Consider the following 21,670-nt stretch of genomic DNA (forward strand, 5'->3'; position numbering starts at 1 on the left):
TCCAATTGTTGAATTTTATTAGCTTGGGCTAAAGTGTTAGAGGTATAGCTGTCATTAGGATTTATTGTTAAGAATTCGTTTAGATCTTTAATGGCTTGTTGACGAGTTTTTGGATTTTCAAGATCAGCAGGCTTTATTGAATAAACCTTAGATTTAAGATTTTCCAATTGTTGAATTTTATTGTCTTCTTTATTTAATTGGAAAATGTCTTTTTTGTAAGGATCTTTTGGTATATTAATTAAATTTGGTTCAATATCTTTTTTTATTAAGGTTAATAGTAAATGGGAAGCTTCTTTATTTTTTAAACTTTCAATCAACTCATTTACTTTTTGGAATTTGTTGCTTAACCCTTTTTTGATTAATTCTTTTAATCTGTTTTTTCCAAGTGTGATTCTACCGGTATTAATATTGTCTAATATTTCATAAAGCTCTTTTTTTATTAAATAGCTATATGGCCTATGAATTTTCCCCATTATTGTTTGAGTTTGACCGGACAGAGAAAAATCGCCTTCTTTTTTAGAATTTGAGGGAGTAGCATTATCATTGTTTGAATATTTACTATTTTCTGGGGTTTTTAAAATATTTTCTGCATTTTTTTCTTTGGAAAAATTTGTGGTTTGCTTATCATTTCCTATTTTTTGAGTGTTGTTTAAAGAATTTTTACTATTTGATTTTTCACTTATTTTTTTTTTTAGTTTTTCCAAATTAAATAAATTTTTTTCATCATTAACGTTTAATTTGGGATTTGAAGATTGTATTGCTTGATCTTCTTCTTTTGATATTGTATTTGGGTTTATTTTTTTTGGGATTTTGCTTTTTTTAAATTCAGATATGTCTTCATCTTCAATACCAACATCATCGTTTCTGTCAGAGTAATTTTCTGTTATTGCGCTGTCTTTAATGTATCTATTATTAAATGCGATATCAAAATTTTCGTTTGCATTTGTTTTTGAATTGTCTTGACCTTTAATCTTGTCTAAGATTTTATTTGCAGAATCTCTTTGTAAATCGTTTGATTCAAAAGGACTGCTGTTTGCAATTTCTGCTAGTGTATTTGCAAGCATTACAATGTCTTCATTTTGTGGGTATTTGTCTTGCAGAAGTTTTGCAACAGAGTATGCTTTTTTATAGTTTCGATCTATTACACTATTTTTAACTTCGTTTAGCATTATTTCTCGATTTTTGTCATTTAACTTGCTTTGATATATATAGTAACCAAAGCCTCCAAATGATAAGATAAGTAAGAAAATTAAAAGCAATAATACTGAAAAATTTGTATGTTTTTTATTCATCTATGTGTAACTCCTCTTGCCAATTAAGTTTTTCTAGCTCAATTAAAGAATTTGTTTCTAGATTGTCTTTAAAACCATCTTTAAGTATTTGATTTTTATCTTCTTTAGCATATACAATATGCTCAGTTCGTCCCTTTAAACTTTTGTCAATTTTTTCAAGATTAATTTTTTCATTTCTTAAATAGCTTATTATAAGCAAAATGCTGTCTTTTTTTTCTGTTTTTGATCTAAGGGTAATAAATTGTGAGTAGTCGTGGATAGCCATAGTATATGAGTCCCAAGCCTTTTGATATTCTTTTTCTTTAGATGTTATTTTGCCCTGTTGAACATAAGCATTAGCTCTATTTAGCAGTGCGCTGTCATAATTGGGCTTGCTTTTAATAGAATTAGAATAATATTTTATTGCTAAGGGATAGTAACCCTCTCCTCTGTTAAACATTATGTTACCTAATTCATAATATAGTATGTAATCGATTTCACCGCCTACTGCAATTCCATCGAGTAAGGCTCCTTCTGCTTCTGTTAGTTGGTTATTTTCTCTATATGCTATTGATAAAAAGTAGTAGCCAAGCTGTACTTTTGGATATTTTTTAATAGCATCGCTTAGTGTTTCGATTGCTTGAATGTAATTTTTATTTTTCATTTCTTCTTTGCCGATTCTAATTAGCCTTTGAGAATATGCTAATTTTGAATTAAATATTAAAATTAAAAATAAAATAAAAAATTTACAATTTTTACTTAATAATAATAAATAAATTCTCATTTTTTCCCATTTTATTTAATTTAGATTATATGTCTTTAGCTTTAATAAGCTCTTTTTTAAAATTTATTTTTTGCTTCAATTTTGTTTTGAAAAAAAGAAATAAATTCCAATAAACTACTTTTTTCATTAGATTTTATCTTTCTATTGTTTTTTAATTCTACCAGATTCTCACAATATATTAAATAGCATATTGCAGGTAATAATTTTTTCTCATTTTCATCTTCCAGTTTTTCAATAAGATTAAATTTTATATTCTTTAGAAGAATTTTTAGAATTCTTGATCTTGTTTTTAGTGATTTTATTAAAAGATATGACCTTTGGTAATCTAGTTGGTTTGGATTTATTTTTTGTATTTTTATTATTTTTTTAGGTATTGTAATTTTATTTTCGTCAAGGTAAAGTAGCATATCTGATATAAATTTGAAATGCTTATTTTCAATATTAGGATAAAAAGATAGAAAATATACAAATATTTGATTTTGTATTTCAAAGGTTTTAGTTTTAAAAAATTCTTTCATTTGCTGACAAAAAATTTTTTTATTCTTATTGTCAGCATAAATATAAAATGCAATCCATCCATAAGTTTCTATATTTTGAGAGGTTTTTTCTACATAGTTCATAATGCTTTGTATGAATGCATTTTTAATGTATTTTTCTTTAAATATGGTTGAGCTTTCATAGGGGTTGAAATTTGTTTTATCAAAAGATGTAAAAAAATCCTCTGTTTGAAATTTTGCGCTTATAATTTCTTTGATTTTTTCTTTTATGTTGATTAATTTGTGTTTTTCAATGTATTCAAGTGCATTTATGAAAGATTCCCAATTATTTGATATTTTGTCCTTGAAAAACCAAGTTAAATATTTTTTTGTTATTGTTTTTTCAACTATATATAAATAACATTTTAATGTGTTTTGAAAATCCTTTGGAGTGTATTGTGTAAAATCACTGAAAAAATAATTAAAGTTAATATTTTTGCTTGAACCTTTATAAAAAATTTCATTAAGACTTAAAGTTTTTATTGCACGCAAGTAGTTTAAAATTTCATTGTATTTTAGCGCTAGAATTTCTTCTTCTAAGTATTTGTAATGTTTTATCAAAATTTTAATAAAAATGTTTTTACTCAAACATCCAACCGGCCAATATGTAAGTATTAGCATTCTTTTTAGTTTTATTAGCCTGCTTTCTTTATTAATTAAGCTTGATTTAAAAACTTTTTGATTTTCCAATTGATTTTTTAAATTTTTATTTAATATATTTAATATTTTGATTTTATTTTTGTTTCTTACAGCTATTAGAATGTCTACTGTTTGCTCTAAGTTATTAATGTTAATGTTGCTGGAAAAATTTAATATAATTTGCTTGTAAATATCTTTTTTTTCTTGAGAATAATAAGGGTTATTTTGTATTTCAATTAGTTTTAAAAAGTTGTTGGATTTTAGTTTATATGTTATTCCTAATTTTTTGGTGTTGAAATTAGCTTCTTTGCTTATTTGAGCGAAATTTTTACTTTTTACTATTTCTAATATCCATTTTTTAATTATTTCATTTTGAGTTTTTTTGTAGTAGTATTCCTCGAGTGAAGTGTTTAATGTATTTTGTTCTTTTTCATAATCATTGCTAATTTTTATAAGCTCTATTATTTCGGGTTTTCCTAATTTATAAAGTTGGGAAGAAATACTGTATTTTAAGACTTTTTCTTCTATATGTTTGATTATGTACTTTTTTAATGTAGCAAGGGAATTATAAAATTCTGGATCTTTTTTAATCGTTTTCATGTATTCCTTTTTTTATAATTTCTATTAAATTTTTATCTTTTTTTGCAAAATTTATTATTGCTTCTAAATATCCTTCAAGAGTTCCTGTGTCAATTCTTTTGCCCGTAATATTTTTATATAATACTTTTTTTTGATCCATCAACTTTTTTAAAGCATAAATGTGATAGTATTCACCTTTTTGATGTATTTTAAATCCTTCTTCTAAATGTTCAAAAAACTCATAATTGTATAAAAATCTTCCAATAGATGCTTTATTGCTAGGCTCACTTCCAATTTTCGGTTTTTCAATAATGTTTTTTACATGGATCTCGTCTTTGTAGAGATCTATTACTCCGTATCTGTTTATATTTTCTGGATTTTCAATGATAGATATTATATTTTTTCCAGTTTTTTCATAAAGTTTGATCAATTGTAAGCTTAATGGTGGATTTCCAATGTGAAGATCATCGGGGTAAGCTACAATTACAGGTTCTCTATTTATCCAAGGTTTTGCATAAAGTAGTGCATTTCCTGTGCCTAGCATTTCTTTTTGCCTTATGAAGCTTATGTTAATTTTTTTATTTTTAATCTTTTCTAATTCATTTTTTTTATTTTCTTTTAAAAAAATATTTTCAAGTTCAATTTCTCTGTCAAAATAATCTTCAAGAACTTTTTTCCGTCTTGAGCTTATTAATAAAATGTCTTTTATTCCTGAATCTATAAATTCTTGGATAATATAATCTATGGCTGGTTTGTTTAAAATCGGTAACATTTCTTTTGGAATTGTTTTTGTTATTGGTAAAAATCTTGTTCCATACCCAGCTGCTAGAATGATGCCTTTCATACTTTTCTCTCTTGAGATAAGATTATAGCAAAAATTTAATTTTATATATTCAATGTTTTTTAAAATTATTTTAAAATTTCTACTTATGTATGTAAGTTCGGGTAAATATAAAGGTAGAAAAATTTTGTTTCCCAAGACTGGCGCTGTTCGCCCTGTGATGTCTCTTGTTAGAGAAGCTTTTTTTTCTATTATATTCAAGGATATTATTAACTCAAAGTTTTTGGATGTTTTTGCGGGGACTGGTATAATGTCTGTTGAAGCTCTTAGTAGGGGAGCAAGTCTTGCACATCTTGTTGAATGTAATAAAAAAACTAAGATTACATTAGTAAAAAATTTTAGTTTTGTTGGGGAATTTTATAAATTCTTTTTTCAAAGAGCAGAGGATTTTTTGGGCAAAAAAGATCTTTTTTATGATTTTATTTATCTTGATCCTCCTTTTAATTATAAAAATAAGATTAATTTACTTGAGATTATTTTAAAAGGTAAAATTTTGAATGATAAAGTTAATATCATTATGCATTGTCCTTTCAGTGAAGATTTGAATATAGATACATCAAAATTTTCAGTCTATAATTTGAAAAGGTATGGGGGATCAAAACTTATTTTTTTGAGAATACTGTAGGATTTGGTTTTCTTTCATAGTTAAAGAGAATGAGCTGAATTTCATTTTTATTTAATTCTGGAATGTTGTTTTGTATTACAAAATCGTCCACATTTTTTAGTGGATTTTTTTTGTAATTTCCATCTGTATCTTTTATTAAAATTTCCTTGTTTTCAAAATCCATTATTATTTCTTCTAGCTTGTAAGTCTGGTCTTTTTTGTTCATTATAGATAAATTTGGGACAATGCCCATTTTGTATTCAATAATAGCAGCTTGAAAAAGATTTTCATGAGTGTTTTTTTTATTTATACTTACTATTTGGCCATAATCAAAAGGCGCAAGTATTGTTAAAAAATTTTCTAGCATCTTAATGTCAAATTTTTTGTTTTTTGTTTGCTCGTTTGGTTCTTTTTTGCTCCAATAGTATTGTCCGCTATTTTCCATTAAGAATTTAATAGCCTCTAAAGGGTTGGCGCTTTCTTTTATTATTATTGGATTTACCAATTCATCGTAAGTATCTATTATACAAAAAATTCTAACAAGTTCATGAATAAATTTATTGATTTTTAATTGCGGATATCCAGTAGCATCAAGGTAGTCTTTTTGTCCATTGATTATCATTTTCGTAATAGCTGAAATGTCTTCTCTTATTCTAAACAAATTCTTAGCAATGTTAATATTTTTTTCCAAGTATTCTATTTTTAATTTGTGCTGTTCTTTTGAATTTTTATTTTTAAGGCTTATTTTATTTCCTATATCTTCTAATATTGTTATATGCATCAATCCTATTGAGTGTAGCAATGATCCAAGAGCGGCTTGTAGTATCATGTCTTCTGCGTAAAAAAATTCCGTAAATTCGGTATATTCAGTTTTATCAAGAAAAAATTTAATAGTTGAACGAGGTGCATTTTGTAAAGATCTTATTTTGTTCAAATTTGCAATTGTAATTAGAAAATAAATTGTTGTGTCGACTGAATGTAGGAGTATTGAATCGCCTTCTGTTTTGACTTTTCCTTTAAAAAATTCATAATCTCTTCTAGCAGAATATAAATATAATTTTTTTAAAGTTTTTTTATCTTTAAGGTTTTCTTTTGTTCTAAGCTTTTGAATATCAAAATAATGATATATTTCTAATAAAATTTTTTGCAAAGATATTATTTTATGCCTTGGAAGTATTTTAAAGCTTCCTTCCAATATTTCTTTCCAATAAATTTGATTGGGTTCAGACTCCATTAATGTATTTATTTTCATGAGTGGTTTTTTCCCTTTGGTAAAAAATATTGGGTCGTCTTCTTTAAAGGGTTTATATACGTCTCTTAGATTATCTATTAGCTTTTCTCTTAAGTAGCTAAGTTCATCATTTAAAATTTCTTCATTTATTTTTTTTATCAGGTTCTCATATGACTCATCTTCTTTTTTTTTAAGTACAGGAATGTAAGGGGTATTGCCCTTAGAGAGTATTTTAATAATTTTTTCATTTACTCTTGTGCCAAGTTTTGATAAATTTCCTATTCTTGCAAAAATTACGTCTTGTTCATTTAGATCTTTTATTTGCTTTATTTCTTTAAGTATCACTTTGAGATCCTTTTAATCTTTAAATAAATGTCGCCGAGGAGAATCGAACTCCTGACACAAGGATTTTCAGTCCTATGCTCTACCAACTGAGCTACAGCGACGACTGTATTTCAATTAAGATGCTGCCGAGGAGAATCGAACTCCTGACACAAGGATTTTCAGTCCTATGCTCTACCAACTGAGCTACAGCAGCATTTTTATTTACAATACCTTAATTTTTTCATAAGTATATATGTTTGTCAACTCTTTTTAAATTTTAGCTTTTGAATTTAATTCTAAAAAAATAATTTATAGTAACAGTACCTTGGGATTTATATTTTACAAATTTTTAATCTCTCTTGTGAAGATATTTAAAGAAGTCCATATCCGTTGAGAAAATTTTTCTTTTATCCTTTAATACTGCTTTATAGCTTTCTAATGCTTGCCAAAATTTGTAAAATTCAATATTTTTGCCATATGCGTTTGAATAAATTCTTGCGGCTTCCCGGTCCCCTTCAGCTTTGATTTTTGCAGCAGTGGCTTTTGCTTCGCTTAATAGGCTCAACTTTTCTTTCTCTATGCTTCCAAGAATTTCTGTTTTTTCAGCTAATCCTATGCTTCTTTGTTCTTCTGCTATTTGTTGTCTTTCTGAAATCATTCTGTTGTTTACAGAATCAATAAGGCTTGGATCATAAGTAACTTTTCTTATTAATACGTCTACAATTTCAATCCCAATATCTTTGGTATTGTTGTTTGCTATACGAATTATTTCTTTTTCGATTATTTTTCGCCCTTTTGTTATTTTATAAATACTGTTAATTTTTGTTTCTTGCGGAGTAAGTACTCCATTAGACAAACGTTGAATTGGGTCGTTTGAGCTTCTTATAATTTCAAGCAAAGGATATTTTGCGATAACTCCTCTAACAGCAGGTTCAATTGCTGCATCAATTCTGACGTAAGCTCTATTCATTGTTTTTATTGTTGTGTAAAATTTGTTTATGTCTGCAATTTTCCATCTAGCTGTTGTATCAATCCATATTAATTGCTTTTCTTCTCCGCCTGTTGGAATTCTTTGAGGTTCTCCATCCCATCTAAGAATGATTTTGGGAAATATTTGTACACTTTCAATTAATGGAATTTTATATTTAAGCCCAGCTAAACTTTCAGTTCTTTGAATTTTTCCAAGTCGAGTGGTTATTGAAATTTCATTTTCTTTTAAAATATAAATTGGTTGGAAAATAGACAAAATAGCTAAGCAAACTATTATTGTAAAAGTTATAATTTTTATAGTAGATAATAAAATATTTATTATAAATTTCATTTATTTTACCTCTTTAAATGGTAGAAAATTTTTTAAGTTTTTGTCAATTAATTCAATATTATCTTTGTTCTCAAGTATTTCTTTCATAGTTTCATTGTAAAGTCTTTCTTTTGTAATATCAGGATTTTTTAAATAAGCGTCTAGTATGGCATTAAAAATTTCTGTGTCTGCTAATGCATTATTTATTCTGCTTTCTTTGTATCCTCTAGCTTCTTCAATAATCTTTAATGCTTCACCTTTAATTTTGGGAACTATTTGATTAAATTCTTTTTTCCCTTCGTTTATGTATTTATTTTTGTCTTGAATGGCAATGTTTACATCTTCAAAAGCCTCGTAAACTTTTCCTTTTGGGGGTAGGGCATTTCTAATTTGTACTTGCACTACATCAATGCCTAAATTATAATTATCTATTATTTCATTCATAGAAGATTTCACACCTTCTGTCACTCCTACTCTGTTATCGTTTATTATTTCAAAAATAGTATTGTCCCCAATTAATCTATTCATTGATGACTTTGCAATATCTTTAATTGTTGTCTCAGGGTCTTCTACTTTAAATTTAAATGAGTACGGATCTCTTATTTTGTATTGCACTAACCATTCAATATTTATGATATTTAAATCTCCGGTGATAATCATACTTTCATCGCTTGCATTATCATTTTCTCTAATATCATTTGGAGATATTATAAATCCAAATTTAATTTCTTGGACTATTTTTACGGGCACTATAAATTTTTCTTCAATTAATGGAATTTTAACATGTATTCCTGAATCAAGAGTTCTGTTAAGTTTTCCAAGACGAAGTACAATCGCTTCTTCTGATGGCCCGACTATAAATATATTTGCAATAATTATTATTAATATTAGTATTAAAGTAATAATAATTATTAAATATTCGTAAGTTTTATTAAAAATTTGTTTTATGTTAAACATTTGATTCTCCTCCATTTTTATTTTATAAGCGAATTTTATCGTTACTTTTTAGACTTGATAAAAGTTATTGTTTTTATTTTATTATTCTGAATTTCTTTAATAAAATATTCTCCATCAGTTGTTGTTACGGTTTCGTCTTTTTGTGGTATTTTATCAAGTAGATCTATTAAGTATCCCCCGATTGTATTTGTATACTCTTTATGTTTAATAGATATTCCAATTATCTCTTCAATCTCGTCAAAAGTAGTTTCTCCAAGTATTGAGTAAGTATTGTTGTTGATTTGTGTAATCAGAGGCTTTTCCTCTTTAATGTCGTATTCGTCAGATATTGCTCCAAAAATTTTTTCTACTATGTCTTCTATTGTAAGTATTCCTGAAAAACCGCCATACTCGTCAATTACGATTGCCATTATTTTTTGCTTTTTCCTCATAATATCTAATATGTCTTTTATTTTTTTGTTTTGTTGTACAAATACGGCGGGTTTAATAAATTGAGAAACGCTTTTATTCATATCTTTTTTATTTATCTCTATGAGGTCTTTAGCTATTAAAATTCCAATTATCTGTTCTCTGCTTTGTCTTTTGTATATAGGAATTCTAGAGTATCCTTCCTCTTTGATCAATTTAATTACATCTTTTAGCTTTGATGAGCTTGAGAGTGAGAAAACTTCTGTTCTGTGAGTCATGATCTCAGAAGCTCTTACCAGATCGATATCTAACATTTTTTGCATAAATATTCTAGAATCGTTTTTTAAAATTCCTAAATTTCCTGCTAAAGAGAGCATATTTTTTATGCTCTCTTTAGTCATTTTATAGCTTGTTTTAATTTTAAAGAGATTTAATATTTTTTTTATTATTTTATTTATTATATATATTAGTGGAGTAAATATAAAAATCAATGTTTTTAAAAAAAATGAAGTGGATAGAGCAATGACTTCATTATTTAAAATTGCAATTTGTTTTGGAAGTATTTCTGCAAAAATTAGAACGATTATTGTTATTAGGCCTGTTGATATTGCAAGTGTGCTGTTTCCGTATTTTTCAAGTACAAATTTTGTTGTAAGTGTACTTGCAATTATATTTGATATATTGTTGCCGATAAGAATAGTAGTGATTAATTTTGAAGGAGATTGAACCAAGTTGTACACTGATATTCCAGATTTCCCCTTTTTTCTTATATCTTGTATCTGAAGTACACTTAAGGAAGTGTAAGCTGTTTCAGATGCTGAGAAAATAGCAGATAATATTATAAATAGTAGTATCACAGTTAATTCTAACATATGTATTATTTTAATTTATCTTCAACAAAAATGCTTTAATTTATTACATTCTTAAGCAACAAAAATATTTTTGACTTGACTATAAAAGGCGCTGACCGGAATCGAACCGGCGAATCAAAGTTTTGCAGACTTCTCCCTTAGCCACTTGGGTACAGCGCCTTGTAACATTGCTTAGTTTATTAAAAAAATAGAAAATTGTAAATATAACTTCTATTGAAGCATAATTTCAAATTTCTTAGCTATTTTTATTAGTTTTATGTAAAATTTTAATATATGAATAAAAAACTTAATGACGTTTTATTAAAATTGGATCAAGATTTAATAAAATATATAAAAGGCTCTCTTGATTTAGAAATATCAGGAGTTACTTACAGTTCCAAATTAGTTTTGCCCGGGTTTGCGTTTTTTGCTCTTCCAGGAATTCATTTTGATGGACATGATTTTATTGAAACCGCAATTCAAAAGGGTAGCAATGTTATTGTATATTCGCGAGATTTGGATTTTTACAATCCCAATGTTACTTATATTAAGGTAGATAGCTTTAGCATAAGAAAATTTATGTCTAATTTTTCAAATATTTTTTACGATGAGCCTTCAAAAAAATTAAAAGTTATTGGAGTCACTGGCACTGATGGTAAAAGTTCTGTTTGTTATTATATCTACTTGCTTTTAAAAAGCAAAGGCGTTAAAGTTGGTTTTGTATCGACGGTATTTTTTGATGATGGGAGTGGAAGTTTGATTAAAAATCCTTATAGACAGTCAACTCCTGAATCTACAGAAATACATTTATTTTTAAGCAATATGGTTAAAAATGAGGTTCAATATGCAATTCTTGAATCTACTTCTCATGGGCTTGACCTTGAAACAGCAAGACTTATTGATGTTAATTATTTTGCTGTTGTTTTTACTAATATTGGACATGAGCATCTTGAATTTCATGGTACAATTCAAAATTATTTGAATGTAAAGTTAAGCCTTTTCCAGTCTGTTAGTGATGATGCTGGTTTCGGAGTTGTTAATCTTGATGACTTTTATTCTTCTGACTTTAAGAATGCTATTGAAAAATCTTTTACTTATAGCTTAAAAAGCAATCAAGCAGATTTTTTTGTCAGCTTTATTGATGAGAAAACAGATTCTACCAGTTTTGAATTTTATCATAAAGGGGTTAAATACATTGCTAATGTTAACCTGTTGGGGAGTTTTAATGTTGAGAATGTAATGGCTGCTCTTATTTTAGTTTCCAAAATTTTAAATACTGATATTCAAGACATTATTGAGAAGCTTATTTACATTAAGAGTCTTGATGGGCGTATGGATAATATTAATTTAGGGCAAAATTTTTCTGTAATCATTGATTATGCTCATACCCCCGGTGCTTTTTCTAAACTTTTTCCTATTTTTAAAAGATTTGCTAAAAATAGATTGATTTCTGTTTTTGGTTCTGCAGGAGAAAGAGATGTTGCAAAAAGATTTTTCCAAGGACAAATTTCAGATATTTATTCTGATTTAATTGTACTTTGTGATGAAGATCCAAGAGGCGAGAATAGTATGTGTATAATTAAAGATATTGCAAAAGGAATTGTAAATAAAGTTGTAAATCAGAATTTGTTTTTTATTCCTGATAGAAAGCAGGCTATTGAAAAAGCAATAGGTCTTGCAAGGGCAGGAGACTTAGTTGTAGTTTTAGGAAAAGGACATGAAAGTTCAATAATTTATAAAAATACAGAAGCTTTTTGGAATGAACAAGAGGTGGTTCAAAATGCTATTTTAGGTTTAAAAAAATCAGAAAAGGAGAAGTGATGTGAAAAAAAATCTTATGTTAATATTTGGTGGTGTTTCTTTTGAACATGAAATTTCTTGCAAATCCGCTTATAGCATTTATTTAGCTCTTTTGGATTTAAATAAATATAATATTTATCCTGTTTATATTGACAAGTGCACAGGTATTTGGTACTTATTAGATTCTGTTTCTGATCCCCCAAAGCCCATTAGTGTAGATGTTTTGCCTATTGTCAGCCTATTGCCAGGACTTGGAATTTTTTCAAATAACAAAAATCTTGAGATTGATGTTGTTTTTCCTGTTGTTCATGGAAGAACCGGTGAGGATGGTGCTATTCAAGGGGTTTTAAAAGTTATGGACATTCCTTGTGTTGGTGTTGGCATTATAGGTAGTGCTATTGCTAGCAATAAGTATTTTTGCAAACTTTTGCTTAAAAGCTTTAATATCCCTTTAGTTCCTTTTATTGGATTTAGACAGTATGATTATTTTTTAGATAAAGAGGAAGTAAAAAGAAATGTAAAGGAGGTTTTAGGCTATCCTGTTATTGTTAAGCCTGCAGTACTAGGGTCTTCGATTGGGATAAATGTAGCTTACAGTGAAAATCAGATCGAACCTTTTATTGAGAAAGCTTTAAATTATGACCTTACCATTGTAATAGAGAAATTTATTGAAGCTAGAGAGATAGAATGTTCTATTATTGGGAATGAAAAGATGAAAATATTTTCTCCTGGGGAAGTTGTTGTGCAAGATTTTATATTTTATGATTATGATGCTAAATATTCTGTTATTCCTGGGAATTCTATTGTCTTTAATATTCCTGCACATCTTGAGACAAATCAGTTGTTAACTATTAAGGAATATGCCTTTTTTGTTTATAAGAATTTAGAACTCAGGGGTATGGCAAGAATTGATTTTTTTGTTGAAAAAAAAACAGGAACAATTTATCTTAATGAAATAAACACTATTCCAGGATTTACCGATATATCTATGTTTGCTAAAATGTGTAGTCATGACGGTCTTCAGTTTAAAGACTTGGTGGACAGTTTAATTGATTATGCTTTTCAAAGTTATATTAATAGGAAAAAAAGGATTAATTTTGAAGATTAATTTAATTTTAAAGTTTTTAGATTTTCAATCTCTTTATCATTTTTGAGCTTGAAGTATTCGAGATGTTTATATTTTTCTGCTTTGGGCAATATTCCTGAATATTTTATTTTGTAAGAATAATTTATTTTTATATTTTTTTCTTCTTTATTATTGGCTTTATTGTAGATTTTAACTTCATTTTTTTTAACATGTAGATTTGCAAATGCTTCATATGCTATGTCATCTTGAGATTTAAGAGTAAATGCAATTGTTGTTTTTTTAGAGCTAATGTTTTTAAGTGAAAAAATAATATTATTAGCCAATATTTTATAAGGAGTATTGCTTTGGTAAATTATTAGTTTAGATGCATTTTTAAAATGCAGCTCGATTTGATTTGCAATTTTTTGAGTAACCAAATCGATGCTATAAACAGCTCTTTCTGCTATATCTATTTTTTTAAAATCAATATTCATTAGCTCGTCATCAGCTTTAATGCTAGTTTTTAATGTTTTTTTATTTGCTTGTAAAGTTAGGTTAAATTCATTTGAAATTATTTGGATAGGATTTTTATTGCCCTTTATATATTCAATTTTTATTTTATTTATTTTTTCTGGAAAGCTGGCTATTTGTTCTATTCGTATTATATGCCCTTTTTTATCGATATTTTTAGATATTATGATTGTGGTTATTAAAAAAAAAGTTATAAGGCCAAGTTTTTCGACTTTCTTTAAATTTTGTTTAATTTTTGATAGTTTGGATTTTAAATGCTCTGAGATATTAATAAATATGGTAGAAAAAAGACAAATTGAGATTAGATAGCTTAATGTAAGTGTATTTGTGATTGATGTAGTATTTTGTATTAATGTTATTAATACAAAATTGATTATCCAAATAATTATTACTAATGTTTTTTGAATAATAGTATTTTTATTTGGTTTTATTAATAGCAAAATGCTTTTTATGATAATTATTAAGATAAATTCTACTTTAATAAACATTAATATTATTAGTTCAATAACGGAGGTTGATATTGCCAGATATTTAAGCTGTCTGTAATTTAAGTATATTGTGAAATTATATGTAAAAAGAGACAAAAGATTATGTATGAGCAAAGTTGTAAAAAAAATTATTAGATATTTTGGATTTGTTATACTGTAAATTGCTGTGTTTTCATTACTTACAAATATTTTATTTGTAAGTAATAAGGATAGATACGTGCTTAAAAAAAAAGTAAAAAACAATCTTACTAATTTGTAGTAATTATTTTTTACTTTCTTCATGACCAATCCGGCTTCTTTGAATTTTCTAATAAATACAATGATAATCAAGTTATAACAAATGTAAATTAATGCTATTAAAGCAATTTCATTAATTATTATTTTTTTAAAGGGCGTATCAATTACAATGTAGTGTATTTCGTTAGTATTTTTACTGTTGTACTGGTTGGTTAATGCTTCTTCGATTGATTTGTAAATTTCAAAAATAGTATTTTTATTTTGAGTTAATATAGGATTTAAATTGTTATTTATTATTAAAAAGGGGATAGATTCTTCCCAGTATAAATTATATAAATTGTTTAATTTTTTTTCAGTTATTTTTGTTGTATTAAAATCAAGTTTATTTTTTTCAAAGGTTTTTATAATAGCTTTTAAAAATCCCAAATTTGTTTTTGAATTTGTTATTAAAGATTCATTTTCTAAGTAAAGTTTATTTTTTATTCTATTTTCGTTTAGCATTAAGTATATTGTATTTGTATTTTTTCCTAAATAATTATTGCTAAGTAAAATTCTGCTGCTAATTATTGTGTTTTGTTCTAAAGAATCATCTTCAACAAAAAAAAAATTTATACTGTTTTTAGGGTTAGTATTTTTAAGTTTGTTCAAAAGTTCAATAGCAATCCCAATTGCTAAATTATTTTTTAAATTATTTAGTATTTTAATTGGAATGATTATATTATAAATAGCTGAGCTTTTTCCTTTGATTTTAGAATGTATTATTTTTTGAGAATACCCAATAAAGCCAATTTCTTGTAAAGAATATTCCATATATTTAATATCATTTGTATTGAAATATTTTTTTATATAATTAAAAGTGTTTATGATTTTTTCTTGTTTTTTACTTGGTTGATTAATTTTTTCAATATGCATTTTTATGTTCTTTTCAGTTTCTATGTTTGCAATTTTATTGTTTGAATTAGATATATTTTTCCCCATTTCATTTGGCACAATAGGGGCGCTTGTCAAAGCAATTAATAACAATGATAATAATATTTTAATTGTCATAATTTTTAATGTCTTCTTCTACTTGCATTATTTGTAAGATATTTGAGTTTTCTTTTAAAGCAGAAATAATTTTTTCTATATTTTTAGCATTTGACGAGACTATTATATTTGTTATTCCATGTCCATTTCCACAGTCTTCTATTTTTTCGCTAATAAGTCTTACGTCATTGATTGTGAAAATGTTTTCAAGATAGCTAAATATCCCTTTCAATTCTTTTAAAAGCAAAATAATGTGATGCACTTTTCTAGTTGGTGTTGCCTCCCACTCAACTTCAATCAATTGATTTTTTTTATAGTACTTAAGTTTTTGACAATTTTCATTGTGCACTATTATCTCGTCTTTATGTATTATTCCAATAATATCTTCACCTGTTGTGGGATTGCATTCAGAGTCTATTGCAATTCTTTTTATTTTAGTTTTAGTATAAGCTTTGAATAAACTAAAAAGCCTTCTTTGTTCTTTGTTTGCTCCAACAAGATACGCAATAATATTGTTGTCTACAAAAATTGTATTGTCATTTTTGTTAAGCCATGATCTAATTTTTGATCGGGCTTTTTTTGTTCTTACACTATTTAGCCATATTACATCTGGTTTTGAGTCTTTTGATGTGAATATTTCTACAATTTGTTCGTTTTTAAGCGGTTTTGTGATTGAACTTATTTTTCCATTTATTTTTGCATAAAGAGCTTGGTCTCCAATATCTGTGTGTATTATGTATGCAAAATCAATTGAATTTGATCCAAAAGGAAGCTCTACTACTTCTCCTTCTGGGGTGTAGACATATATAAATGTATTTAACAACTCTTTATGGATATCATTCATTGAATATTGACTTTTGTTAGCCGATTCTTGTTGCCATTTTTTTATTCGGTTTATAAATGAAAGATCATCAGCTTTAAGTGCAATTTGTTCTTTGTATATCCAATGGGCTGCAACCCCATAATTAGCAATTCTGTCCATTTCTTCTGTTCTAATTTGTATTTCAATAAGCTGATTGTCCTCAGGTATTCTTACGGTGGTGTGTAGTGATTGATATTTATTTTCTTTTGGACTTGCAATATAATCTTTAAGTCTTCCTGGAATTGGTTTCCATACTCTGTGAACAATTTCTAAGATCTCATAACATTCTTTTTGTTTTTTACAAATTATTCTTATTCCTAGAGTATCAAAAATTTGAGTAAGCTTATTTGTTCTTGTTTGCATTTTTCTAAATATTGAATAAAAGTGCTTTGATCTTACTGTAATTTCTGCTTCAATTCCGCTTTTTTGAAGTTCTTTTTCTATTGATAATTTACCTTTGTATAGTTTTTTTTCTCTTTCTATTTTTGTTTCAGATAAAAAATTTTTTATCTCTTTATAATCTTTAGGATAAAGATGCTTAAACGAAAGATCTTCAAGATATGTTTTAAGAGATGAGATTCCAAGGCGTTCTGCTATTGGAACATAAGTTGAAAGGCAGTCTTTTGCAATTCTATCTTGCCTGTTTTTAGGTAAATAAGAGAGAGTTGTCATATTATGTAGTTTGTCTGCCAGTTTTATTATTATTATTCTAATGTCGTGTGTCATTGCAAAAAACATTTTTGAAATAGTATTAGCTTCTTTTATGCTTCTTGTTTTATTGTGTAAATCATGAATTTTGGTTACACCATCTATTAAACTTAAAATTTCCTCATCAAATTCTTTTACTATTTCTTCTTTTTCGATATTTGTATCTTCAAGTACGTCATGGAGCAATCCAGCAATAGTTGCTTTAAAATCTAGTTGAAATTTAGCAAGAAATAATGAAACCATTATTGGATGAATAATATAAGGTTCTCCGCTTTCTCTGTATTGGCCATGGTGGAGCTGTTCTGCTATTTCTAGAGCTTTGAATATGCTTTTCTGTTCAAATTCATCTTTATAAGTATTCTCAACAGTTTTTTTGAAAATATTTTTAGCTTTTTCAAGATCATTTATTTTTATTAAGTGTGCAATTTCATATGCTTGTATCATATTCTTGTTCCAATACCAGCGCTCTTGCTCTTTTTTCAAGATCATAAATGGTTTTTAAATGTTTAAATCCCTTTTTGATTGCAAAGTCTTTTAAACTTTTTATTTGCCAAGGAGCCGATTCTATTATTATAAGTCCATTTGGATTAAGTTTTTCTTTTGATTGGCTTAATATTTTTCTAGAAATATTAAGGCCATCTTTTCCAAATCCCAAAAGAGCTTTTGCGGGTTCTTTTTTTATTTTATTTTTTATTTCTAATTCTTCTTTGTTTAAATAAGGAGGATTTGTAATTATTATATCAAACCTTTCCTTTATACAGCTTAGCAAATTAGAGTGGATTATTTCTACAAATTTTTCAAGTTTGAGATTTTTTGTATTTTTTGCTGCCATTTTTAAAGCTTTTATTGAAATATCTGAGAGTATTACTTTTTTTTTCATGTAATAGGCAATAGAAAGCCCTATACATCCGCTGCCACAGCATAAGTCTAATATTTTTTTAAAGTCATTTTGTTGAATTTGAATTAAGGCTTCTTCTACTAAACATTCTGTATCAAATCTTGGAATTAAGACATGTTTGTTTAGGTTAAATTCAATGCCCATAAATTCTTTTTTTTGTAGTATGTAGTGAATAGGAGTTCCTTTTTTTATTTTATCTATTTGATTTAAAAAAAGTTTTTCTTCTCTTTTTGTTAACCTTTTTTTTGTATTTGCAATTATTAACTCTTTTCTGGTTTTTAAAATTAATTCAAGGATTAGTAGTGCTTCTATTGTATCTAAATTTTTATTTTTAGCATAATTTATAACTTCGTTTACATTCATTATTGTGTATTGTTGCTTTTCAATGCTTGTTCTTGAAGTTCTATGATCAAGGGATCAAGAAGCGGATCAAGTTCTCCTTGCATAAATTCTTCTAATTTATAAAGAGTTATGTTTGCTCTGTGGTCTGTTATTCTATTTTGAGGGAAATTATATGTTCTAATTCTTTCAGATCTGTCTCCTGAACCCACTTGTTGTTTTCTATTGCTTGATCTTTGCTCTTGTTTTTTAGAATCTTCAAATTCATAAAGCCTTGCTCTTAATATTTTCATTGCTTGGTCTTTGTTTTTATGTTGGCTTCTTTCATTTTGGCACTGCACAACAATCCCTGTTGGCAGGTGTGTTATTCTGACTGCAGAATCGGTTGTATTAACGTGTTGTCCACCAGCTCCAGATGATCTGTAAACATCAATTCTTAAATCTTTTTCATTAATGTCAATTTCAGTTTCTTCAATGTTAGGTAGGACTGCTACTGTAGCAGCCGAGGTTTGAAGTCTTCCGTTAGACTCTGTTATAGGAATTCTTTGTACTCTGTGGACACCACTTTCATATTTTAATTTTTTAAATACATCTTTTCCTTTAATTTCAAAGATTATTTCTTTAAATCCCCCAAGTTCTGTTTCATTAAAGTTTATGATTTCTGTTTTCCATTTTTTTTTCTCTGAATATTTTATATACATGCTATAAAGATTGTTTGCAAAAAGAGCAGCTTCTTCTCCTCCTGTCCCAGCTCTAATTTCGATTATTATATTTTTGCTATCATTTTCATCTTGAGGTAAAAGTAATATTTTTATTTGATGTTCAAGATCTTCCCTTTTTTTGTCCAGATCAATTAGCTCTTGTTTTATTAGTTCTTTCATTTCTTGTTGCTCTTCTTTTTCTAAGATGTTTTTGTTATCATTGATTTGACTTAGTATTTTTTCGTATTCAATTTTTTTAGTATTTATTTTTTCTAGATATGTATATTCTTTTATTATTTTTGAATATTTTTTTTGATTTTTAATTAGATTTGTATCTTGCAATTTTTCTTCTATCGACTTAATCTTACTTGTCGCTGAATTTAATTTTTCTAAAAGCATTACGATTTCTCCTGAAAGATAGTAATAGTTTATATTAATTTTGGATTTTTTTGGTAGGCTTTTTAGTAAGTTTTGTGTTAAAATTCTATTTTTATGTTTTATTTTAACATTCTTTTTAAAAAACTGCTTTTATTGAACAAATAGAATAATCTTGCGCAAAAAAATCAATTATATTTTTTTATGTTTTTTTATATAATGAATGTTATTAAGTTGGATATTAAAGTTAGATTAGGTTTCGTTGTATTTGTATATAAATTGAGCTTTGCGTATTCTTATTTGTGGTATGTTCAAGATAGTTAAAAGTTATATCTTTGATAAACCGATTTAAAAGGGGTATTTATGTTGAATGAAAAAATTTTGGATGCTTTAGAGAATCTCTCAAGCATTCCTGATGGTCAACTTCTTGATGTCACCGAAAAATCAAAAAGAGGATATCAGTTGATCAAAGAAGAAAGACTTTCTGAAGCAGAAAGCTTGTTTTCTGATATCCTTGAAAAGGATAATGAGAATAATTATGCTCTTGTTGGGCTTGGAGATATTGAAAGGAAGAAAAATAATTACAATAAAGCAATAGTTTATTATCAAAGATGTCTTGTAAAGCACCCAAACAATAATTATGCTCTTTTTGGGCTTGGAGATTGTTACAGAAGTTTGGATGATTATAAAAAAGCTACAGACATATGGGAAGAGTATTTAAAATATGATCCTGAGAATATAACGGTTTTAACAAGAGTTGCTTCATCTTACAGGAAACTAAAAAATTTTCAAAAGTCTAAGCAAACGTATCTTAAGGTAATGGAATTAATTCCTGAAAATGATTATGCGCTTGTAGGGATTGGTCATTTATATTACGACTTTAAAGAATATAAAGAGGCTTTAAAGTATTGGCTTAAAATGTATGAGTTAAATCAATCTAAAGTTGATGTTAGGGTATTGACTTCAATTGGTAATTGTTATCGCAAGCTAAGGGAATTTACTAGAGGAATTTATTTTTTTAAAAAGGCTTTAGAAATTTCACCTAATAATTTTTATGCTCTTTTTGGACTTGCTGATTGTTATAGGGGAAATAAAGAATATAAAGAGGCTTTAAAATATTGGCTTGATATTATCGAAAAAGATCCAAAAAATAATTTGGTTCTTACAAGGGTAGGAGATGCTTATCGCTATTTGAATGATTATGAAAATTCTCAGATTTATTATAAAAAAGCTCTTGATGTTGATTTTGATATGTTTGCTATACTTGGACTTGCTCTTCTTCAAAAAGAACAAGGTAAATATAACGAAGCGTTAATAGCTATTAAAAGTTTAATTAAAAATAATCCTAAAAATTCAGTATTATATGTTAGTGCTGCTGAATGTTATGAAGCATTAGGGCAGATTGAAAGTGCTGTTGATATTTTATCAAGTTTTTTGCATCTTGGTATGAAAAATATTGTTGTTATTGACTACCTTGCGGCTCTTAGGAAAAAAATGGAATGATGGAACGCTTACTTGAAACTGAAAAATCTATTTTTTTTGATAAATTAATAGACACACATGTTCATTTTTATGAATTAAAGAAAAGATCTTTAGATGTTAACTATATTATTAATGAATGTTTTAAAAACGGCTTTTCTTATTTTCTTGATGTTGGTTTACATCCTAGTGATTTTAATGATAGAAAAAATCTTTTAAGCTGTTATTCTAATGTGTTTTTAACAGCAGGTATTCATCCTTTAAATTTAGGTGATAATTTTAAAGATGACATTAAACAGCTTGAAAAAATTTTGATTAGCGAAAATGTTGTTGCCATTGGTGAGATGGGTCTTGATTATTTGAAGGCAGATAACAAGGGATTTCAAATTAAAGCTTTTGAAGAGCAATTGTATTTGGCTGGTAGATATAAAAAGCCAGTTATTTTACATATAAGAGATGCCTATGATGATGCTTATAATATTGTAAGGTCTTTAAATTTTTTAAATAGGGGTATATTACATTGTTATTCAGGAACTTATGAGTATGCTAAAAAATTTATTGATTTAGGATTCAAAGTTTCTTTTTCAGGAAATATAACTTTTAAAAATGCAGAACCTTTAAGGATTGTTGTTAGCAAGTTAAATGCTAATGATATTTTAATAGAAACGGACAGTCCTTTTTTAGCTCCAGTGCCATTAAGAGGTAAAGTAAATTCGCCCTTGTTTTTAGGATATGTATGTCTTGAGATTGCAAGGATTAAAAATTGCTCTGTTAATGATATTGCTATTGCTGTATTTAATAGTTTTAAAGATATTTTATTGTTGCATTAAAATGT

At 26.9% G+C, this 21,670-nt stretch carries 15 protein-coding genes, 3 tRNA genes and 2 pseudogenes; 5 read left to right on the forward strand and 15 right to left on the reverse strand.

Annotated elements, in window-relative coordinates:
- The 4 genes and pseudogenes from DB318_RS03380 to DB318_RS03395 all read right to left on the reverse strand — a co-directional run.
- Window positions 1–1,292 (reverse strand): annotated as a pseudogene (locus DB318_RS03380) (tetratricopeptide repeat protein); the annotation flags it as partial.
- Complete coding sequence (locus DB318_RS03385) at window positions 1,285–2,055, reverse strand: tetratricopeptide repeat protein (protein WP_151060507.1); 771 nt, start codon at window positions 2,053–2,055, stop codon at window positions 1,285–1,287. The pseudogene DB318_RS03380 and the gene DB318_RS03385, both read right to left, overlap by 8 nt.
- 25 nt (window positions 2,056–2,080) lie before the next feature.
- Window positions 2,081–3,830, reverse strand: a pseudogene (locus DB318_RS03390) (BB_0208 family protein).
- Window positions 3,817–4,653, reverse strand: coding sequence for a UTP--glucose-1-phosphate uridylyltransferase (locus tag DB318_RS03395; protein ID WP_151060509.1), 837 nt, complete (start codon window positions 4,651–4,653; stop codon window positions 3,817–3,819). The pseudogene DB318_RS03390 and the gene DB318_RS03395 overlap by 14 nt, the downstream one beginning before the upstream one ends.
- 52 nt (window positions 4,654–4,705) lie before the next feature.
- Here DB318_RS03395 and rsmD point away from each other — a divergent pair, with 52 nt between their 5' ends.
- A complete protein-coding gene (gene rsmD, locus DB318_RS03400) occupies window positions 4,706–5,275 on the forward strand; it encodes a 16S rRNA (guanine(966)-N(2))-methyltransferase RsmD (protein ID WP_151060510.1) in 570 nt (189 codons plus the stop codon).
- Here rsmD and DB318_RS03405 read toward each other — a convergent pair.
- The 7 genes from DB318_RS03405 to DB318_RS03435 form a co-directional block, all read right to left on the reverse strand.
- Window positions 5,253–6,830, reverse strand: a complete 1,578-nt coding sequence (locus DB318_RS03405; protein ID WP_151074312.1) for an HD domain-containing phosphohydrolase — start codon at window positions 6,828–6,830, stop codon at window positions 5,253–5,255. The two genes, rsmD and DB318_RS03405, sit on opposite strands and share 23 nt — an antisense overlap.
- Before the next feature lie 28 nt (window positions 6,831–6,858).
- Window positions 6,859–6,931, reverse strand: a tRNA-Phe gene (locus DB318_RS03410).
- A gap of 19 nt (window positions 6,932–6,950) precedes the next feature.
- Window positions 6,951–7,023 (reverse strand) — tRNA-Phe (locus DB318_RS03415).
- Between the two features lie 135 nt (window positions 7,024–7,158).
- Window positions 7,159–8,130 carry a protease modulator HflC gene (gene hflC, locus DB318_RS03420; RefSeq protein ID WP_151060512.1) on the reverse strand — a complete coding sequence of 324 codons (972 nt, stop codon included), beginning with the start codon at window positions 8,128–8,130 and terminating at the stop codon, window positions 7,159–7,161.
- Window positions 8,131–9,066 carry an FtsH protease activity modulator HflK gene (gene hflK / locus DB318_RS03425; RefSeq protein WP_151060513.1) on the reverse strand — a complete coding sequence of 312 codons (936 nt, stop codon included), beginning with the start codon at window positions 9,064–9,066 and terminating at the stop codon, window positions 8,131–8,133.
- 41 nt (window positions 9,067–9,107) lie between these two features.
- The gene (locus tag DB318_RS03430) at window positions 9,108–10,346 is read right to left on the reverse strand and encodes a hemolysin family protein (protein WP_151060514.1); all 1,239 of its coding nucleotides are present in this window, start codon (window positions 10,344–10,346) and stop codon (window positions 9,108–9,110) included.
- Between the two features lie 86 nt (window positions 10,347–10,432).
- Window positions 10,433–10,505, reverse strand: a tRNA-Cys gene (locus DB318_RS03435).
- A gap of 114 nt (window positions 10,506–10,619) precedes the next feature.
- Here DB318_RS03435 and DB318_RS03440 point away from each other — a divergent pair.
- Together DB318_RS03440 and DB318_RS03445 are read left to right on the forward strand one after the other, a co-directional pair.
- Entirely contained in the window at window positions 10,620–12,146 is a 1,527-nt protein-coding gene (locus DB318_RS03440) for a UDP-N-acetylmuramoyl-L-alanyl-D-glutamate--2,6-diaminopimelate ligase (RefSeq protein WP_151074313.1), read from the forward strand.
- Window position 12,147: 1 nt separating this feature from the next.
- Window positions 12,148–13,233 carry a D-alanine--D-alanine ligase gene (locus tag DB318_RS03445; protein ID WP_151060516.1) on the forward strand — a complete coding sequence of 362 codons (1,086 nt, stop codon included), beginning with the start codon at window positions 12,148–12,150 and terminating at the stop codon, window positions 13,231–13,233.
- Here DB318_RS03445 and DB318_RS03450 read toward each other — a convergent pair.
- The 4 genes from DB318_RS03450 to prfA are packed head-to-tail and all read right to left on the reverse strand — an operon-like array spanning window position 13,230 to window position 19,380.
- Window positions 13,230–15,494: a ligand-binding sensor domain-containing protein gene (locus DB318_RS03450; protein ID WP_151073728.1), complete on the reverse strand. Its 2,265-nt coding sequence runs from the start codon at window positions 15,492–15,494 to the stop codon at window positions 13,230–13,232. The two genes, DB318_RS03445 and DB318_RS03450, sit on opposite strands and share 4 nt — an antisense overlap.
- The gene (gene spoT / locus DB318_RS03455; protein ID WP_151060518.1) at window positions 15,484–17,487 is read right to left on the reverse strand and encodes a guanosine-3',5'-bis(diphosphate) 3'-pyrophosphohydrolase; all 2,004 of its coding nucleotides are present in this window, start codon (window positions 17,485–17,487) and stop codon (window positions 15,484–15,486) included. The genes DB318_RS03450 and spoT overlap by 11 nt, the downstream gene beginning before the upstream one ends.
- Complete coding sequence (prmC, locus tag DB318_RS03460; RefSeq protein ID WP_151060519.1) at window positions 17,471–18,304, reverse strand: peptide chain release factor N(5)-glutamine methyltransferase; 834 nt, start codon at window positions 18,302–18,304, stop codon at window positions 17,471–17,473. Before prmC ends, spoT begins: the two co-directional genes overlap by 17 nt.
- Window positions 18,304–19,380, reverse strand: coding sequence for a peptide chain release factor 1 (gene prfA / locus DB318_RS03465; RefSeq protein WP_151060520.1), 1,077 nt, complete (start codon window positions 19,378–19,380; stop codon window positions 18,304–18,306). The genes prmC and prfA overlap by 1 nt, the downstream gene beginning before the upstream one ends.
- A 339-nt stretch (window positions 19,381–19,719) precedes the next feature.
- Between prfA and DB318_RS03470 the strand changes: the two genes are divergently transcribed.
- Entirely contained in the window at window positions 19,720–20,859 is a 1,140-nt protein-coding gene (locus tag DB318_RS03470) for a tetratricopeptide repeat protein (protein WP_151073729.1), read from the forward strand.
- Window positions 20,856–21,665 carry a TatD family hydrolase gene (locus DB318_RS03475; RefSeq protein ID WP_151073731.1) on the forward strand — a complete coding sequence of 270 codons (810 nt, stop codon included), beginning with the start codon at window positions 20,856–20,858 and terminating at the stop codon, window positions 21,663–21,665. The genes DB318_RS03470 and DB318_RS03475 overlap by 4 nt, the downstream gene beginning before the upstream one ends.
- Window positions 21,666–21,670 lie beyond the last annotated feature (5 nt).

It is taken from the genome of [Borrelia] turdi (assembly GCF_008828755.2).
GTDB classification, from domain to species: Bacteria; Spirochaetota; Spirochaetia; order Borreliales; family Borreliaceae; genus Borreliella; species Borreliella turdi.

What these genes read in the sequence shown, in the direction of transcription:
- DB318_RS03385 (WP_151060507.1), bottom strand. Translation starts at nt 2,055, where the DNA reads ATGAGAATTTATTTATTATTATTAAGTAAAAATTGTAAATTTTTTATT.
- DB318_RS03395 (WP_151060509.1), bottom strand. Translation starts at nt 4,653, where the DNA reads ATGAAAGGCATCATTCTAGCAGCTGGGTATGGAACAAGATTTTTACCA.
- rsmD (WP_151060510.1), top strand. Translation starts at nt 4,706, where the DNA reads ATGTTTTTTAAAATTATTTTAAAATTTCTACTTATGTATGTAAGTTCG.
- hflC (WP_151060512.1), bottom strand. Translation starts at nt 8,130, where the DNA reads ATGAAATTTATAATAAATATTTTATTATCTACTATAAAAATTATAACT.
- hflK (WP_151060513.1), bottom strand. Translation starts at nt 9,066, where the DNA reads ATGTTTAACATAAAACAAATTTTTAATAAAACTTACGAATATTTAATA.
- DB318_RS03430 (WP_151060514.1), bottom strand. Translation starts at nt 10,346, where the DNA reads ATGTTAGAATTAACTGTGATACTACTATTTATAATATTATCTGCTATT.
- DB318_RS03440 (WP_151074313.1), top strand. Translation starts at nt 10,620, where the DNA reads ATGAATAAAAAACTTAATGACGTTTTATTAAAATTGGATCAAGATTTA.
- DB318_RS03450 (WP_151073728.1), bottom strand. Translation starts at nt 15,494, where the DNA reads ATGACAATTAAAATATTATTATCATTGTTATTAATTGCTTTGACAAGC.
- spoT (WP_151060518.1), bottom strand. Translation starts at nt 17,487, where the DNA reads ATGATACAAGCATATGAAATTGCACACTTAATAAAAATAAATGATCTT.
- prmC (WP_151060519.1), bottom strand. Translation starts at nt 18,304, where the DNA reads ATGAATGTAAACGAAGTTATAAATTATGCTAAAAATAAAAATTTAGAT.
- prfA (WP_151060520.1), bottom strand. Translation starts at nt 19,380, where the DNA reads ATGCTTTTAGAAAAATTAAATTCAGCGACAAGTAAGATTAAGTCGATA.
- DB318_RS03470 (WP_151073729.1), top strand. Translation starts at nt 19,720, where the DNA reads ATGTTGAATGAAAAAATTTTGGATGCTTTAGAGAATCTCTCAAGCATT.
- DB318_RS03475 (WP_151073731.1), top strand. Translation starts at nt 20,856, where the DNA reads ATGATGGAACGCTTACTTGAAACTGAAAAATCTATTTTTTTTGATAAA.